Here is a 15697-nt window from a genome sequence, read left to right as displayed (position 1 = left end):
GATTGCGGTGAGGGTCCACCCGTTCCCATCCCGAACACGGAAGTTAAGCTCACCTGCGCCGAAAATACTTGTCTGGAGACGGACCGGGAAGATAGGTAACGCCAACACAAAGCGGACAGCATATGCTGTCCGCTTTTGCTTTGTGCAAAAAGCAGTTGCCCTCACAGACAGCCGCTGATATATTCTGCAATGTTAAAGGGATCCAAGCCGCTGTCCTTGCGGAGGTACAGAGGATGGTGGGGATGTCCCTTCTTGGAACGAGCGCCAGCGGAAAACCAGCGTGCGCCCAATTCCCGGCCGACCTGGAGCATATCTTTGAGGCAGCTGGTTAGATAGGGCCGCTTTTCGATGATGGCTCCCCAGGCCGCCCAAACGGCGGGAGCGCCGGTTTGCGTTTGCTCCAGAGCCCAGCGGAAAGCGGCCATATTTTCCTGGTGGAGGAAGGGGTTACATTCCCGCTCCATATCGTCAGGCCGAGTGGCACGTTGCGCGTACACGTTGAACATGATGAAGCTGTCATAGCCGTTGCCCAGGGCGATACGCTCCACTGATTTCAGGGTGTTGTCCAGGTCGTTGGGGGCGGCGGTGGAGGGATTGATGCCCACACAGATCAGTGGCCGACTACCCCGGGTACCCAGGATGTAACGGTAATCGCAGTAGCGGTTAGGGACATAGAGCCAATGGGATACATCATAATCCGTCTGAGGCCGCAGGGCCTCAGACAAAGCCAGAGAAAAGGGAACTATGGCCCGCTGTGCAGTGTCACAGGTGGGAACGTGCATAAGATAACCTCCAGTGGAAACGGCTAGTGTGCGGTGCCGTCCAATGCTATACTTTCCTTATCAGGATACAGGCAGGAGAGACACAATGCAATACCATATGATGAAAAAAGGCATTTTTCACATCAGACCCAACCGCTTTATAGCCCATGTGGAGGTGGCTGGAGCCATGGAAGTGGTTCACGTCAAGAACACAGGGCGTTGTCGGGAACTACTGGTGCCGGGAGCTGTTGTCTATCTGGAGGAGGGTCACAATCCGGCCCGCAAGACCAAGTACGACCTGATTGCGGTAGAAAAAGGGGATCTGCTGATCAATATGGATGCCCAGGCCCCTAACAAGGTGTTTCGGGAGTGGGCGGAGGCAGGTGGCTTTTTGCCTGGACTGACTCTGCTACGTCCGGAGACAACCTGGGGCAACTCCCGGTTCGATTTTTATTGGGAGGCCGGAGAACGCCGGGGCTTTGTAGAGGTCAAGGGCGTTACTTTGGAGGATGGTGGCCACGCCCGTTTCCCTGACGCCCCCACAGAGCGGGGCGTCAAGCACCTGGAGGAGCTGATCCGTTGTCAGGAGGAGGGCTATGAGGCGGCAGTTTGCTTTGTGATTCAGATGGCGGGTATGAAGGATTTTGCACCCAACGATGTGACCCATCCGGCCTTCGGGGAGGCGCTCAGACGGGCCGCCCGGTCGGGAGTAAAGATCCTGGCCATGGAGTGCGATGTGACGCCCAACAGCCTGACCATAGCCAGGCCGGTCGATGTGCGGCTTTGAAATGCAAGGGTGATGGTTATAACTTGCAAAAAGAATGGGGCATATGGTTCAAAATTCTGATATAGCGACAAAACTGCAAGATAGGTCTTGACAGATGGCGGGCGGCGGAGTACACTGCATCCATCAAGCAGAGACGCTCGTTTCGCCGAGGAAGGCGAGGCGGGCGTTTCTGTTTTTTTGGGAGGAATGAGTATGTATTCGTCAGTCAACACAATTTGGGTGCTGTTAGGCGCCGCGCTGGTCTTCTTTATGCAGGCCGGGTTCGCCATGTGTGAGGCGGGCTTTACCAGAGCAAAAAATACTGGCAACATTCTGATGAAGAACCTGATGGACTTCAGCATTGGTACACCAATTTTCTGGTTGCTGGGTTTTGGCCTGATGTTCGGCGGTTCCAATGCCCTCATCGGCGGGTTTGATCCCTTTATCCTGGGTGACTACTCGGGTATCCTGCCTGATGGTGTACCCTTTGCAGCATTCTTCATTTTCCAGACCGTTTTCTGCGCCACCGCCGCTACCATCGTTTCCGGCGCCATGGCCGAACGTACCAAATTTGTTTCCTACTGCATTTATTCCCTGATGATTTCCGCCGTGGTTTACCCCGTGTCCGGTCACTGGATCTGGGGCGGCGGCTGGCTGTCCCAGCTGGGTTTCCACGACTTTGCAGGTTCCACCGCAGTGCATATGGTTGGCGGCGTAGCTTCCCTCATCGGCGCCAAGATCCTGGGGCCCCGTATCGGCAAGTATGACAGAGAGGGCAAGCCCCGGGCCATCCTGGGTCATAACCTGCCCATTGCGGCTCTGGGCGTGTTCATCCTGTGGTTCTGCTGGTTTGGCTTCAACGGCTGCTCTACCGTTTCCATGACCGGGGACGAAACCCTGGTGGCTGCCGGCAGCATCTTTGTCACCACTAATATGGCCGCCGCTGTGGCCTGTGTGACCACGATGATCTTTACTTGGTTCCGCTTCAAGAAGCCCGATGTATCCATGACCTTCAATGCTGCCCTGGGTGGTCTGGTGGCCATCACCGCCGGCTGTGACATGGTCTCCACCGCAGGCGCCGCTATCATCGGTATCTGTGCCGGTATCGTGCTTCCTCTGGCGGTTGAATTCTTTGACAAGGTGCTCAAGATCGACGATCCTGTGGGTGCCATCTCTGTTCATGGTGTGTGCGGCGCTATGGGTACCCTGCTCACCGGTCTGCTGGCAGTAGACGGCGGCCTGTTCTATGGCGGCGGCACCAGCTTCTTCCTGACTCAGTGCCTGGGTGTGGTGAGCGTCATTGCCTGGGTGGCTGTGACCATGACCATCATCTTTACCATTATCAAGCATACCGTGGGCCTTCGGGCTTCTGCCACCGAGGAACTGGAGGGCCTGGATATCCATGAGCACGGCCTGCCCACCGCCTACGCTGATTTCAGCCAGGCCACCAGCATGACCGCCGTAGCCAAGGACAATGCCTATCCCGAGCCTGTGCCGGTGACCGGGCAGAAGGCCACCCCCGATCAGGCGGTGCCTGTTCAGGTGGTATCTGCGCCCAGCGGCATCTCGGCCTCCGACGTGAAGCTGTCCAAGGTGACCATCATCTGCAACCAGGCCAAGTTTGAGGAGCTGAAGGGTGCCATGAACGACATTGGCGTCACCGGTATGACGGTGACCCAGGTGCTGGGCTGCGGGATCCAGAAGGGTAAGATGGAGTATTACCGCGGCGTGCCCATGACCATGAACCTGCTGCCCAAGGTGCAGGTAGACATCGTGGTGTCCAAGGTGCCGGTGGCCCAGGTCATCCAGGCCGCCAAGTCGGCCCTGTATACCGGCAGCATTGGCGACGGCAAGATCTTCGTCTACGACGTGGAGGACGTGGTGAAGGTCCGTACCGGCGAGACCGGCTATGATGCCCTTCAGGGCGAGGAATAATGGCGCATTTCCCCAAAATACACAGCCCCCCGGACTTGCGAAAGTCCGGGGGGCTGTGGTATATTGGATGCAATACGCATGGGGAGGAATGGGCATGGAATCAGCCTATGAGATCTTTGCCGGGGAGATCGCCGCCAAGGGGACGGCCTATCTGGTTCTCCAGCACTGCCGCGCCGGAGAGCTGGAGGAGCTTTTGAGCCGGGGCCGGGCGGAGCTGCTGGGGCTGGGGGCCTCGGAGCTGTATGTGACCTCCCGGGACCCCGCCGCCCCTCTGTCTGAGGGGGTGTGGGAGGACTTCCGGCTGGAGTTTGCCCGGGATATGCTGTGGATGGAGCGGGAGCTGGCGGATACGCCGCCAGCGGTCGGGATCACTCTGGAGCCTTTGACCCGGGAGCGGGGTGGGGCCTGGATGACCCTCCACAACGCCTGCTTTTTCGACGCTCCCAATTCCTCCACCTACGGTCCCAACGATCTGGAGCGGGCCATGGCAGAGGGGCACCGGTGCGGGTTTGCGGTGGTAGACGGAGTCCTGGCTGGTGTGTACGAGCTGGATCTGACCGGAGAGCTGCCCGAGATCGAAGGGATCGCACTTCACAAAGATGTCCGGGGCAAGGGACTGGGCCGGGGGCTGCTGCACGCGGTCATGGGAGAGCTGGCCGGACTGGAGTTCCGGCGCTGCCGCCTGCTGGTGGCCACTGATAACCAGACCGCCTTCTCCCTCTACCGCAGCGCGGGGTTCAAGGCCGCCGGCATCCGCAGCCGGTGGTACCGGATGCTGCCGATGTTCGGTTAATCCTCTGTCATGATGCGCAGGATCTCCCGGTCGGTTTCCCGCATACCCTCCCGCCCCAGCTGGCCCACGCTGATGATAGACTCCTCCACGCCGTCCTTCACAATGCCGTCGCCGCCGTAGAACTGCTGGCCGTTGCAGTACATTTCGTAGCCGAAGATACCGCTTTCCACGGCGGAAAGGATCTTGGCGGCGCAGGAGGCCTTGGCCCCGTCGCAGATGATGCCGGACACCACCGCCAGGGAGTTGACCAGGGTGTGCTTCACCGCCTCATAGGAGCCGTCCAGCAGGTAAGCGATGCCGCAGCCGGCGGCGGTGCCGGCGGTCACCACCCCACAGTAGGCCGACAGCCGGCCGATACGGGTCTTTTGATGAATGGCCAGCAGATTACTCAGCACCAGGGCCCGGTACATCCGGTCCTCGCCGCACCGGATCTCCCGGGCATACACCACCACCGGTACGCAGGCGGTGATGCCCTGGTTGCCGCTGCCCGAGTTGATGATGACGGGGAGCTCACAGCCGTTCATCCGGGCGTCCGAACCGGCGGCGGCCCAGGCCTTGGCCCGGGTGCGTACCGAGTCGCCGTTGTACTTCAGCAGGGTGGAGCCGATGTTGGCCCCGTAGTCCCCCCGGAGCCCTTCTTCCGCGATGGCCATGTTGTATTCCACCTGCCGCTCCAGCAGAGGGCGCACCCGGTCCAGTTCCACGCAGCTGGCAAAGTCCAGGATGAGCCGGACCGACAGGAAGGATCGGTCGGTGAGCCCGTCGCTGCTCTCCTGAGGCTGCTCGGCCTGGAGGACCTGGCCGTTTTTTTCCACGGTGACGATATGGGTGTGATATTTGTTGATGTGGACCCTGGCCCAATCCTCCCCCTGGCGCACCGTGACGATGATGTCGAACACCAGAGGGGAGTCGGCCAGTTTTACCTGGATGGGAGTGCGCTCCAGATAGGCCTGGATCTCCCTCTGCTGCTGGGGGGACACCTGGGCAATGACCTCCAGTTGGCGGCTGGCCACTCCGGCTACGATGCCTGCTGCCGCGGCGGCGGGGATGCCCTTCAGATGGCCGGTGTGGGGAACGATGACGCTCTTCACATTTTTGATGACATTTCCGCTGGCTTCGATGACCACATGCTCCGGCAGGGCCCCCAGGACTTCCCGGGCTACCGCTGCGGCGTAGGCGATGGCGATGGGTTCGGTGCAGCCCATGGCGGGCAGCAGTTCCTCCTCCAGCACCCGGATGCAGGCTTCATAGTGGGGATCGTTGCGTTCCATAGCGGCACTCCTTTGATGGGATTTATATGACATATTATATCTGATTTTGCCGGAATGGCAAGAATCTTTGCAATTACGAAGATACGGAGGAGACGTTACGTGATCAGACTGATCGTATCCGATATTGACGGCACTCTGCTCCCCTATGGGGAGACCCGGCTGCGGGAAAGACTGTTTCCCCTCATCGACCGCCTGCGGGCCCGGGGGATCCTGTTCTGCCCCGCCTCCGGACGGCAGTACCACTCCCTCCGGGGACTGTTCGGTCCGGCGGGGGACAAGCTGACCTATCTGTGTGAGAACGGGGCTATCCTGTACGGCCCCGGCAGCGAGGAGGAGGCCCCGGTGCTGGGCAAGACCCCCATGGAGCGGGAGGAAGCCCTGGCCCTGTGCCGGGCCATCCTGGATCTGCCGGAGTGCCAGTTGCTGGTGTCGGGAGCAAACATCAGCTATCTGTGCCAGTGCCCCCGGGACTATGTGGACTACATGGGGGGCTTCAAGGGCAACCGGGTAAAAGTGCTGGAGGACGTGGAGGAGATCGGAGAGGATATCATCAAGGTGTCCGCCTACTGTCCCCAGGGCACCGGCGGACCTGCGGAGGCGCTGGGTCCCCGGTGGGGCGTGCCCTTCCGGATGGCGGCGGCGGGGCCCGACTGGCTGGACTTCACCCTGGCGGACAAGGGGACAGGCCTGGCCCAGCTGTGCCGGGCGCTGGGAGTGGCGACCTCGGAGGTGATGGCCTTTGGGGACAACTGGAACGACGCCGCCATGCTCTCCCTGGCAGGGGAGAGCTGGTTGATGGCCGGAGCGGACCCGGAGCTGCTGGATCGGTTCCCCCAGCACTGCACCAGCGTGGAGGACACCCTGGAGGCTTTTCTGACGGAGTTGGCGTGAAGAGGATAAAAAACCGTCTCCCATACAGGTTTTCCCTGTACGGGAGACGGTTTTTATGCCGGAAGTCAGGCTGTCACCAGGTTGACCAGTACCTGGGTCATTTTCAGCAGGGCGTCAGTGGGGATGTACTCCCGTACGCCGTGGAAGTTGAGCCCGCCGGTACACAGATTGGGGCAGGGCAGGCCCATGAAGCTGAGCCGGGCGCCGTCGGTGCCGCCCCGGATGGGCACCTCCAGGGGGATGACCCCGGCGGCCTCCATGGCGGCCCGGGCCCGATGGATGAGATACATGTGGGGCTCGATCTTCTCCCGCATGTTGTAGTAGGAGTCCTTCAGCTCCAACGCTACTGTGTCCGCCCCGTATTTTTGATTCAGGTAGTCCACCGTCCGGGTCAGATAGGCCTTCCTGGATTCAAAGCTTTGGCGGTCATGGTCCCGGATGATGAGGGAGAGGGCGGCGGTGGTCTCATCCCCCGTCATATCACACAGGTGGTAGAAGCCCTCGTAGCCCTCGGTGTGGGCGGGGGTCTCCGCCGGGGGAAGCATGTTCACCAGTTCAATGGCCATGAGCAGAGCATTTTTCATCTTGTTCTTGGCGGAGCCGGGGTGGATGTTCAGGCCGCGGACGGTGATTTTGGCGCTGGCGGCGTTGAAGTTCTCATACTCCAGCTCTCCCAGCTCGCCGCCGTCCACCGTGTAGGCTACCGCTGCCCCGAAGCCCTCCACGTCGAAGTGATCGGCCCCCTGGCCCACCTCCTCGTCGGGGGTGAAGCCGATGGCGATTCGGCCGTGGGGAATCTCAGGATGGGCAATGAGGTATTCTACCGCAGACAGGATTTCGGCCACTCCGGCCTTGTCGTCCGCCCCCAGCAGGGTGGTACCGTCGGTAACGATGAGTTCCTGGCCCACATACTTGGACAGGCTTTCAAAATCCTCCGCTTTCATAATGATGCCCAGGTCCTGGTTGAGGACGATATCGCCCCCTCCGTAGAGGATGACTCTGGGCTTCACCGGGCCGCCGGGGGCGCTGGGGGAGGTGTCCATGTGGGCGATGAGGCCCACGCAGGGGATCCCCTCGCAGCCGGGGGTGGCGGGAAGCCAGCCGTACACATAGCCGTGCTCGTCCATATGGGGGTTGGACAGGCCCAGCAGCGCCATCTCCTCCGCCAGCGCGGCCCCCAGGACCTTCTGCTTTTCGGTGGTGGGGGTGGCCTGGCTGTGCTCGTCAGATTGGGTGTCGTAAGAAACGTATTTCAGAAACCGTTCCACTGCGTTCATGTTGGCTGTCCTTTCTCCCGCCCAAAGGCCTTTGGCCTTGACGGAGGGCGGGCAATGGAATAGACTGAATGGGTCAAAAGATATTTTACCACAGAAGGAGGCATATTTCCATGGTCACCGTACAGGAATTTTCCTTTCCCTCCAGCGACGGGCGCCACGCCGTGGCGGCGGCGTGGTGGAAGCCGGAGGGCGCGCCCCGGGGGGTGGTGCAGCTGGTCCACGGCATCTCGGAGCACATGGGCCGGTACGACGGCTTTGCCCGCTTTCTGGCGGAGCACGGCTTCGCCGTGGTGGGCCACGACCACCTGGGCCACGGCAGGACGGCGGCGGACCCGTCGGAGTACGGCTGGTTCGCGGACAGGGACGGCTGGCGGTATGTGCTGGAGGACACCCACGCCCTCTTCCTCCGGGCCAGGGAGACCTGCCCGGAGGCGCCCTATTTCCTCCTGGGCCACTCCATGGGCTCCTTTGTGGTGCGGGGCTTTCTCAGCTTCTGGCCGGGGGTGGTGGACGGGGCCATCCTGTCGGGCACCGGCCAGGAGGAGCAGGTGAAGGTGAACGCCGGGTGGATCCTCTCCGCCCTGGTGATGCGGAGCAAGGGCCCCAGGGCCAGGAGCAGGCTGCTGGACAGCCTGTCGGTGGGGGCCTACAACCGGCAGTTCAGGCCCACCCGCACCGGAGCGGACTGGATCTCCCGGGACCCGGCGGTGGTGGACGCCTACTGCGCCGATCCCCTGTGCCGCTTCCTGCCCACCGCCAGCATGTACCACGACATGATGGTGGGCCTCACCCTGCTGGCCCGGAAGGACACCCTGGCCCGGCTGGACCCGGATACCCCGGTGTACTTCTTTTCCGGGGACCGGGACCCGGTGGGGCAGAACGGCAAGGGCGTGGAAAAGGTGGCGGGCTGGTTTCGGGAGGCGGGGGTGAAGGATGTGACAGTGCGCCTCTACCGGGAGGGCCGTCACGAAATGCTCAACGAGACCAACCGAGACCAGGTCTGGCAGGATGTGTTGGCCTGGCTGGAGGGACACCTGAGGGAAAAGCAAGTATAACAAAAGCGGCTGCGTAGTGCAGCCGCTTTTTCTGTCAACTCAGCCCGGCGGCCAGGTCATATCCCGGCCGGCCAGCACGTGGAAGTGGAGATGGTGGACCGACTGGCCCGCCTGCTCTCCGCAGTTGGATACCACCCGGAAATCGGTGAGGCCCAGCTCACGGGTCACCCGAGAGATGACCTCAAAGATATGGGCTACCACGCCGGCGTTTTCGGCGGTGATCTCCCCGCAGGAGCCGATGTGGGCCTTGGGGATCACCAGGAAATGGGTGGGCGCCTGGGGATCAATGTCGTAAAAGGCGAAGACCTGGTCGTCCTCGTACACCTTGTTGGACGGGATCTCCCCGGCGGCGATCTTACAGAACAGACAGTCGCTCATGGCAAAACCTCCTCTTTCGTGAAGCTGGCATTAGTATAGCACAGCGGCGGGGCCTTGTCATGTCCGGATACGAAAAAAGGACCAGCCGGTCGGCTGATCCCTTTTCTATCGGTCAATCACACGGCGCGGGTGACCTTACCCGAACGGAGGCATCTGGTGCACACATAAACGTGCTTGGGCGTGCCGTTGACGATCGCCTTGACGCGCTTCACATTGGGCTTCCAGGGACGGTTGGTGCGGCGGTGAGAGTGGGACACCTTGATGCCGAAGACAACGCCCTTGTCGCAAAATTCACATTTGGCCATTCGCTTATACCTCCTCGCTCGTCAGGATACGCTTATAAAAGCATCGAACGATATGATAGCAGAAGTTTCGGGAAAATGCAAGTGTTTTTTTGAAATTGACCGGGAAATTTCCGGCCCTGTCAACTCGCCGCCTCCGGCAGGCCGGTGAGGAGATCCCAGTCCACCCCGCCGGACACCAGGTAGACCTCCTGCTGGGCGGAGGTATTGGACCGGGGGCGGCAGATGAGATAATCGCCGGCCAGGATCACGGTCCGGGAGAAATCCGGCCCGTCGTAACAGAGCTCCAGCCTGGGAGAGACGTGGGCAAAGGTATAGCCGCCGGTGATTTTTCTGGCCTCCAGTCCCGCCAGATAGTCCAGGACGGCCTGGCCGTTGAGAGAAGCGCCCTCCCCCTCCGCGGACAGGCTGGCGGAGCGCAGGGCGCAGGCCTCCGGCTGACCGGCAAAGAGCAGGTCGGCGCAGGAGCGGGTCTCGTAGGCCAGGGCGACGCTGCCGTAAGCCCAAAGCAGCCCGAAGAGGAGACATCCCGTCAGCAGGCTGCCGGCCAGCCGCCGGGCGGGCCTGACCACCCGTTTCAGCCGGTATCGGAGGGCGGAGGCCGAAGCGGACAGGCAAGAGGTAAAGCCCCGGGCGTCCCCGGCGGTGTCCAGCAGCAGACCGGCGTAGGCCCGCCGGGTTTGGGGATCGGCGTCGGTTAGCACCGCCTCGTCACAGCTGAGCTCCATGTCCTGGGCGCTGCGGCTCATGGCCAGCCACATCAGGGGATTGAACCAGCACAGAGCGGTGCAAAAGGTAAGGCAGAACTTGGAGACGCTGTCCCGGCGCAGGATGTGGGTCAGCTCGTGCTTCAGGATCAGGGCCAGCTGGTCGGGGGGATAGTCCCGCTCCGGCAGTACCACCCGGATGCTCCAGAGCCCCACGGACAGGGGGCTTTTGGCCCGGGGGGAGCACACCAGGGGATAGCACTCTGTCCGGTCCGGGGCCAGCTCCTTGTTCAGCTGCCACCACAGCGCCAGGACGGCGTCGTCCTCCACCGGCCGGGCCTCTGCCAGGAGCCACCGGCGGAAGCGCAGATGGGAGAATATTTTCCAGCCCAGCACTCCGGCAGATCCGGCCAGCCAGAGCAGCAGCAGGGGCCCCACCGGCAGGTCGGGGGCCTCCAGGACGAGCCGGGGCGCGGCTTTCACGCTGTGCCGGAGAAAATAGAGGCAGACGGGCAGCAGCCACAGCAGGGCGCAGGTCTGGGGCAGGACCCACCGGCGGAGCAGAGGCAGCAGCACCAAGAGCAGCAGGTAGTACAGGCTGAGCAGCCCCGCAAACTGGACGCACAGGGAAAAGGCGGCGTCGGCCAGCAGGTCTCCGGGAGGCCGGCTGAACACATCCAGCAGCAGGAGCAGCCAATACAGGGGGATGAACCAACAGGTCAGAAAAAACGGGAGATCGGAGGTCCTGGCGTGTTTGCGTCCCAGCGGGCGGCGGGACGCCCACAGGACGCAGAGGGCTATGCAGGCGCAGAAGGTAAGATTGACCAGCAGGCGGAGCTGTTCAAGTATGGTCACAGGGCATCACGCTCCAGCAGATCCCGGAGCTGGTCCAGCTCTTCCCGGGTGAGACCGCTATCGCACAGAGCGGCGGCAAAGGCGGGCAGGCTGCCGCCGCACACCTTCTGGACAAAGGAGCGGCTCTGAGCAGCCAGGTAGTCCTTTTGGGCGATCAGCGGGGTGTAATAGCTTCTGCGACCCTGCTTTTCCACCCGGAGGAAGCCTTTTTCCTCCAGCCGGGTGAGTACCGTCAGCTGGGTGGTCACCGCCAGGGGGCGGGGAAGGCGGGCCTCCACATCGGCACGGGAGGCGGGAGACGGACAGGCCCACAGGGCCTGCATGATCTCCAGCTCAGCGTCAGGCAGTCGGCGGATCTCCTTCATGTGATCCCTCCTCTACAATTATAGTATAATATTATTCTACAATAATAGAGTAATTCTGTCAAGGTGCGCGCCCGCGATTTGCCCTCCGCCTTGCTTGTTGCAATCCGGCCGGGGGAGATGGTATAATAAAACAAATGGATTTGCCCGTTTTTACCAAAAACAGGAGGTAGCCATATGGAGAGTTTATATACCGTCAAGCTGGGAAAGCTCATCAAGGAGTTCAACCTGGAGGTGCTGCGGGGGGCCGCCGGGTATGAGGACCAGGACATCCGCACCGAGGACGTGAACCGCCCCGGCCTCCAGCTCACCGGATTTTTCGACTATTTCGATCCCCACCGCCTCCAGGTTATCGGCAAGGTGGAGGACACCTACCTGTCCGGCCTGATGCCGGAGCAGCGGCGGGAGAGCTTTGAGCAGCTCCTCAGCCAGGAGATCCCTGCCCTCATCATTTCCCGGGGTATCGAGCCCTACCCTGAGTGCATGGAGATGGCGGAGAAGTACGACCGGACGGTGCTCCGCAGCCAGGACACCACCAGCGTGCTCATGAGCACCATCATCGCCTCCCTCAAGACCTACCTGGCCCCCCGGATCACCCGCCACGGGGTGCTGGTGGAGGTGTACGGCGAGGGTGTGCTGCTGCTGGGCGAGTCCGGCGTGGGTAAGAGCGAGACCGCCATCGAGCTGGTAAAGCGGGGCCACCGCCTCATCGCCGACGACGCGGTGGAGATCAAGCAGACCGCCACCCGGGGCCTGGTGGGCACCGCTCCTGAGCTCATCCGCCACTATATCGAGCTGCGGGGCATCGGGGTCATCGATGTGCGCCGGCTGTTCGGCATGAGCGCCGTCAAGGAAGAGAGCGAGATCGACATGGTCATCAACCTGGAGCAGTGGAAGGACGGGGCCATGTATGACCGGCTGGGGCTGGAGAACCTGTACACCACCATTCTGGACGTGCAGGTGCCCTCTCTCACTATCCCGGTGAAGCCGGGGCGGAACCTGGCTGTCATCATCGAGGTGGCTGCTATGAACAACCGCCACAAGAAGATGGGCTACAACGCCGCTCTGGAGTTCACCAAGCAGATCAACGCCCATTTCGATCAGGCCATGAGCGCACAGATGGACAAGTGAGCCCATCCTATCTGACCTGGACTCCCCCGGTTTTTTGCCGGGGGAGTTTTTTCAGTCTGGAAAGGAAAAAAACCTTGCAAAACAGAGGACGTTGTGGTATTATACTTGGGCATGTGATTACGCACACCCGCGGACGGGGGGCCAGGTGCTTCCGGAAGGAGGTTGGCCGGCTCCGGATGAACCGGGTGGAGGAATCAACAATTAAAGGAGGAATTTTACCATGGCAGTCGTATCTATGAAGCAGCTTCTCGAGGCGGGCGTCCACTTTGGTCACCAGACCCGCCGCTGGAACCCCAAGATGGCCACCTATATCTATACCGAGCGCAACGGCATCTATATCATTGACCTGCAGAAGACCGTGAAGAAGCTGGAGGAGGCTTACAACTTCGTCCGTTCCCTGGGCGAGTCCGGCCAGACCCTGCTCTTCGTGGGCACCAAGAAGCAGGCCCAGGAGGCTATCAAGGAAGAGGCTGAGCGCGTGGGCATGTACTACGTGAACGCCCGCTGGCTGGGCGGCATGCTCACCAACTTCAAGACCATGCGGGGCCGCGTGGAGCGTCTGAACCAGCTGAAGAAAATGCAGGAGGACGGCACCTTCGACATGCTGCCCAAGAAGGAAGTCATGAAGCACCTGGGCGAGATCGCCAAGCTGGAGAAGTACCTGGGCGGCGTTGTGGAGATGAAGAAGCTCCCCGGTGCTCTGTTCGTGGTGGATCCCCGCAAGGAGCGCAACGCCATCAATGAGGCCCGCAAGCTGAACATCCCCATCGTGGCCATCGTGGACACCAACTGCGACCCCGACGAGATCGACTACGTGATCCCCGGCAACGACGATGCCATCCGGGCCATCAAGCTGATCTCCGGTGTCATGGCCAATGCCATCCAGGAGGGCAAGCAGGGCCAGGACGCTGCCGAGGAGACCGAGAAGGCTGAGGCTGCTGAGTAATTTGTTTTGAACCGAGGAGAGCGCCCGCCCGCGCGGGCAGGCGCTCTCTTGATTGATAAAGGTATGGAGGTAATGTGATCATGGCAATCACTGCGAAAGACGTACAGGCCCTGCGCGAGATGACCGGCGTGGGTATGATGGACTGCAAGAAGGCCCTCACCGAGGCCGAGGGCAACATGGACAAGGCCGTTGAGATCCTGCGGGAGAAGGGCCTGGCTGCCTCCCAGAAGAAGGCTGGCCGCATCGCCGCCGAGGGCATGGCTTACGCCGGCGTCATTGACGGCATGGGCGTGGTGGTCGAGGTCAACGCCGAGACCGACTTTGTGGGCAAGAATGAGAAGTTTGTGGACTTCGTCAAGGGTGTGGCCGCCGTTGTGGCTGCCAACAAGCCCGCCGACCTGGATGCCCTGATGGCCGCTCCCTACGGCAACGGTCGTACCGTGCAGGAGGAGCAGCAGGAGATGGTGCTGGTCATCGGCGAGAACATCAAGGTCCGCCGGTTTGCCTTCTTTGCCGAGGGCGTCAGCGTGCCCTATATCCACGCCGGCGGCAAGATCGGCGTGCTGGTCAACCTGGAGACCGACCTGTCCGCCGAGCAGGTGGAGACCGTGGGTAAGGACGTGGCCATGCAGATCGCCGCTCTGAATCCCCGCTTCTGGGACAAGAGCCAGGTGGATCAGGCCACCCTGGACGAGGAGAAGAAGATCCTCCTGGTGCAGATGGAGAACGATCCCAAGATGGCTTCCAAGCCCGAGAAGGTGAAGGAGGGCATCGTGTCTGGCAAGCTGGGCAAGTTCTACAAGGAGAACTGCCTGCTGCAGCAGGAGTTTGTGAAGGACAACTCCATGACCGTGGAGCAGTATATGAACTCCGCCGCCAAGGCCCTGGGCGGCACCATCACCCTGAAGAACGCCATCCGCTTCGAGAAGGGTGAGGGCATCGAGAAGAAGCAGGAGAACTTCGCCGAGGAGATCGCCAAGCAGTTGGGCAAGTAATTTTGTGCTCATCCCCCCGCAACCAAGCACATTGTCCCTAAATAATGACTCACAAAAGAGTCCGAGGAAATTCGTTTCCTCGGGCTCTTTTTTGTTTGTTTTCTGTTTTTAGCCCGGGTTTTGGATTGATTTGGAACTAATTTGGAACTTTTTTCGAAAAAGATTGGGCCAGCAGCTTGTGGTCAAAATGGTCGGACAAACGACCAGGTTGAGATGGGACGATCACATGGTATCTAAGAGAAATGGCATTTAAGTCAAAAAATTGACGTGAAAAACTGAATTAAATGAAAAATTTGCAGGTGGCATCATCAGATTTTTGATTTAATTCAATTTTTAGGTGCAAAATTTTGAGTTAATTCCGTGGCATCATCAAAATTTTGAGTTAATTCAAGGCGATAAGCAAAAATTGCTGGTACAGAAATAGCTGGAGGAGTAACTATTTAGGGAGGCAAGATACATGGAACGGACGGGAGAGCGTACACGGGACATCCGATTTTACAGCAGCAAGAACGGAGATATCGTATGCCTGCACAGTAAGTGGGCCAGGAACTATGCCAAATGGCTGGAGGAGCAGCCGTGGGTGCAGAGTTACGAAGCTGGCTGCCCTTTTGATGCCGACATCATGGGCCGCATATCACGGGCAGGCATACGCACGGACTATCTGCAGGCCGGATGGGCTACTGATTTTGTACTCCGGTATGCAGACGGCCACAAAGGTGTACGGGAGCTAATCTTGCGGGAACAGCTAAAAAAGAAGGCCTATGTCGAGCGCTTGGAACTCTCTCGCAGATACTGGGCGGTAACCGACACGGAGTGGATGGTGGTGATCATGGATGGATAGACCACTGCGCTTTGTTCGCCGATTGGCTGCCGTTTTCCGGGTTCTGATAGAGACTCCAGTCGGTTGCTGGCTCATTGACTGTAACGGCCCCTCTCCCCCATTTTTTGCTGCCGACATCAGCAGATATGAGCGTGTGCCCGCACCGGACTGTTGGATGAGGAACCAGCAAGCCACCCCGGCTCAGATAGCCCGTCTGAATATGATCCAACCACTGCTCGACTGCGATAACTGCATTTCGGATAAATCTTTGCGCTATCGGATGGCAGCAGATGCGGCACAGCAGCATCAGACCACAACACGCCGCATCCTTCGGCTGTATTATCGTTATCTGGCAACGGGACAACTCACGCAAAAGCGGTCACAGCAGACCGGCAAAAGCAATCAGATGATAGAGCGAGCGATTCGACGGTACTACTTTGGTGCCAAGCGGT

The 15697-nt window shown here is 60.5% G+C and carries 16 protein-coding genes, 1 rRNA gene and 1 pseudogene; 11 read left to right on the top strand and 7 right to left on the bottom strand.

Going from position 1 to position 15697, the window contains the following annotated elements; translation table 11 throughout:
• A 5S ribosomal RNA gene (rrf, locus tag H6B51_RS13490) occupies positions 1 to 107 on the top strand; the annotation flags it as partial.
• Between the two features lie 54 nt (positions 108 to 161).
• Here the strand turns inward: rrf and H6B51_RS13485 are convergent.
• Positions 162 to 782 carry a DUF1643 domain-containing protein gene (locus tag H6B51_RS13485; protein WP_204884179.1) on the bottom strand — a complete coding sequence of 207 codons (621 nt, stop codon included), beginning with the start codon at positions 780 to 782 and terminating at the stop codon, positions 162 to 164.
• An 85-nt stretch (positions 783 to 867) separates the two neighbouring features.
• Here H6B51_RS13485 and sfsA point away from each other — a divergent pair, with 85 nt between their 5' ends.
• The 3 genes from sfsA (at position 868) to H6B51_RS13470 (ending at position 4255) form a co-directional block, all read left to right on the top strand.
• A complete protein-coding gene (sfsA, locus tag H6B51_RS13480) occupies positions 868 to 1548 on the top strand; it encodes a DNA/RNA nuclease SfsA (protein WP_204884178.1) in 681 nt (226 codons plus the stop codon).
• Between the two features lie 192 nt (positions 1549 to 1740).
• Positions 1741 to 3462, top strand: coding sequence for an ammonium transporter (locus H6B51_RS13475; protein WP_335342164.1), 1722 nt, complete (start codon positions 1741 to 1743; stop codon positions 3460 to 3462).
• 94 nt (positions 3463 to 3556) lie between these two features.
• A complete protein-coding gene (locus tag H6B51_RS13470; protein WP_204884176.1) occupies positions 3557 to 4255 on the top strand; it encodes a GNAT family N-acetyltransferase in 699 nt (232 codons plus the stop codon).
• Here the strand turns inward: H6B51_RS13470 and H6B51_RS13465 are convergent.
• Entirely contained in the window at positions 4252 to 5526 is a 1275-nt protein-coding gene (locus H6B51_RS13465) for an L-cysteine desulfidase family protein (protein ID WP_204884175.1), read from the bottom strand. The genes H6B51_RS13470 and H6B51_RS13465 overlap by 4 nt on opposite strands.
• 99 nt (positions 5527 to 5625) lie before the next feature.
• Between H6B51_RS13465 and H6B51_RS13460 the strand changes: the two genes are divergently transcribed.
• On the top strand, positions 5626 to 6417 hold the full coding sequence (locus H6B51_RS13460) for an HAD family hydrolase (protein WP_335342163.1): 792 nt from the start codon (positions 5626 to 5628) through the stop codon (positions 6415 to 6417).
• Between the two features lie 65 nt (positions 6418 to 6482).
• On the opposite strand, the gene pepT is transcribed toward H6B51_RS13460, so the two are convergent.
• Positions 6483 to 7694, bottom strand: coding sequence for a peptidase T (gene pepT, locus H6B51_RS13455; RefSeq protein WP_204884173.1), 1212 nt, complete (start codon positions 7692 to 7694; stop codon positions 6483 to 6485).
• 110 nt (positions 7695 to 7804) lie between these two features.
• On the opposite strand from pepT, the gene H6B51_RS13450 reads away from it, so the two are divergent.
• The gene (locus H6B51_RS13450) at positions 7805 to 8749 is read left to right on the top strand and encodes an alpha/beta fold hydrolase (protein WP_204884172.1); all 945 of its coding nucleotides are present in this window, start codon (positions 7805 to 7807) and stop codon (positions 8747 to 8749) included.
• 39 nt (positions 8750 to 8788) lie between these two features.
• On the opposite strand, the gene H6B51_RS13445 is transcribed toward H6B51_RS13450, so the two are convergent.
• From H6B51_RS13445 to H6B51_RS13430, 4 genes are all read right to left on the bottom strand, one after another.
• Positions 8789 to 9127, bottom strand: a complete 339-nt coding sequence (locus H6B51_RS13445) for a histidine triad nucleotide-binding protein (protein WP_204884171.1) — start codon at positions 9125 to 9127, stop codon at positions 8789 to 8791.
• 116 nt (positions 9128 to 9243) lie between these two features.
• Positions 9244 to 9432 (bottom strand): 50S ribosomal protein L28, encoded by a 189-nt coding sequence (rpmB, locus tag H6B51_RS13440; protein WP_087188236.1) that lies wholly within the window; start codon positions 9430 to 9432, stop codon positions 9244 to 9246.
• Between the two features lie 119 nt (positions 9433 to 9551).
• Complete coding sequence (locus tag H6B51_RS13435) at positions 9552 to 10991, bottom strand: M56 family metallopeptidase (protein WP_204884170.1); 1440 nt, start codon at positions 10989 to 10991, stop codon at positions 9552 to 9554.
• Positions 10988 to 11356, bottom strand: a complete 369-nt coding sequence (locus H6B51_RS13430) for a BlaI/MecI/CopY family transcriptional regulator (RefSeq protein WP_204884169.1) — start codon at positions 11354 to 11356, stop codon at positions 10988 to 10990. The genes H6B51_RS13435 and H6B51_RS13430 overlap by 4 nt, the downstream gene beginning before the upstream one ends.
• A gap of 174 nt (positions 11357 to 11530) precedes the next feature.
• On the opposite strand from H6B51_RS13430, the gene hprK reads away from it, so the two are divergent.
• The 5 genes and pseudogenes from hprK to H6B51_RS13405 all read left to right on the top strand — a co-directional run.
• Positions 11531 to 12484 carry an HPr(Ser) kinase/phosphatase gene (gene hprK, locus H6B51_RS13425; RefSeq protein WP_204884168.1) on the top strand — a complete coding sequence of 318 codons (954 nt, stop codon included), beginning with the start codon at positions 11531 to 11533 and terminating at the stop codon, positions 12482 to 12484.
• Between the two features lie 220 nt (positions 12485 to 12704).
• Positions 12705 to 13430: a 30S ribosomal protein S2 gene (rpsB, locus tag H6B51_RS13420; protein WP_204704132.1), complete on the top strand. Its 726-nt coding sequence runs from the start codon at positions 12705 to 12707 to the stop codon at positions 13428 to 13430.
• A gap of 80 nt (positions 13431 to 13510) precedes the next feature.
• Positions 13511 to 14425 carry a translation elongation factor Ts gene (gene tsf / locus H6B51_RS13415; protein WP_204884167.1) on the top strand — a complete coding sequence of 305 codons (915 nt, stop codon included), beginning with the start codon at positions 13511 to 13513 and terminating at the stop codon, positions 14423 to 14425.
• A 457-nt stretch (positions 14426 to 14882) separates the two neighbouring features.
• Positions 14883 to 15266, top strand: coding sequence for a PDDEXK family nuclease (locus tag H6B51_RS13410; RefSeq protein ID WP_204884166.1), 384 nt, complete (start codon positions 14883 to 14885; stop codon positions 15264 to 15266).
• A pseudogene (locus tag H6B51_RS13405) lies at positions 15259 to 15697 on the top strand (Mu transposase C-terminal domain-containing protein); the annotation flags it as partial. The gene H6B51_RS13410 and the pseudogene H6B51_RS13405, both read left to right, overlap by 8 nt.

Source organism: Pseudoflavonifractor phocaeensis (genome assembly GCF_016901955.1).
Lineage (GTDB): Bacteria > Bacillota > Clostridia > Oscillospirales > Oscillospiraceae > Flavonifractor > Flavonifractor phocaeensis_A.
This window is presented reverse-complemented; position numbering and strand designations above follow the sequence as displayed.